This is a genomic window from Streptomyces sp. UNOC14_S4, assembly GCF_020740835.1.
Classification (GTDB): Bacteria; Actinomycetota; Actinomycetes; order Streptomycetales; family Streptomycetaceae; genus Streptomyces.
The window spans coordinates 1-1,124 of record NZ_JAINFC010000955.1; the positions used below are offsets into that span (position 1 = coordinate 1).

Here is a 1,124-nt window from a genome sequence, read left to right on the forward strand (position 1 = left end):
ACGCGGCACAGCGCGCCCTGCTCCCCGCCACCATGGTCCGCCAGATCGGCTACGCGCCGCTGCGCTCCGTGCTCCCCGTACGGCGGCGCGACGGCTACACCCGCAAGCGCGTCCCCACGGACGTCGAGGCGATCGTCATCGAGAACGACCGGCTGCGGGCGACGGTCCTGCCCGGCCTCGGCGGGCGCGTCCACTCCCTCGAACACAAGCCGACGCGCACCGAGCTGCTCTACCGCAACCCCGTCGTCCAGCCCGCCGAGTTCGCGCTGAACGGCGCGTGGTTCTCCGGCGGCATCGAGTGGAACATCGGCGCCACCGGCCACACCCCGCTCTCCATGGCCCCGCTGCACGCCGCCCGTGTCCCCGCGCCCGGCGGCGGCGAGATGCTGCGCCTGTGGGAGTGGGAGCGCATGCGCGACCTGCCCTTCCAGGTCGACCTGTGGCTGCCCGACGACTCCGACTTCCTCTACGTCGGCGTGCGCGTCCGCAACCCCCACGACCGTCCGGCCCCCGTCTACTGGTGGTCCAACATCGCCGTGCCGGAGAGCCCCACCGGCCGCGTGCTCGCCCCCGCCGACGAGGCCTGGTGCTTCGGCTACGACCGCACCCTGCGCCGCGCCCCCGTGCCCGCGACGGAGGGCGTCGACCGCACGTACCCGCTGAACAGCGAGCACGCCGCCGACTTCTTCTACGAGGTGCCGGACGGCGCGCGGCGCTGGATCGCCGCCCTCGACGCCGACGGCCGCGGCCTCGTGCAGACCTCCACTGACCTGCTGCGCGGCCGCAAGCTCTTCGTCTGGGGCGCGGGCAGCGGCGGGCGCCGCTGGCAGCAGTGGCTGACCGAGCCCGGCACGCCCGGTTACGCGGAGATCCAGGCGGGCCTCGCCCGGACACAGCTGGAGCACGTCCGGCTCGATGCTGAGACGGAGTTCTCCTGGCTGGAGGCATACGGTCCGCTGGCCGCCGACCCGGCCGCCGTGCACGGCGCCGACTGGACCGCGGCCCGCGGCGAGGTGGCCGCCCGGCTGGAGACGACGCTCCCGCGGGCCGACGTCGACGCCGCGTACGCCGCGTGGCGCCCGTACGCCGACCTCGCCCCCAAGGAGACCTGTCTCTTATACACA

At 74.6% G+C, this 1,124-nt stretch carries 1 protein-coding gene; it reads left to right on the forward strand.

All coding sequences use genetic code 11. The features are described 5' to 3' along the window. Positions 1 to 1,124 (forward strand): DUF5107 domain-containing protein (locus tag K6I34_RS37285; protein WP_229332443.1); only part of this gene is annotated, 1,124 nt, incomplete at both ends.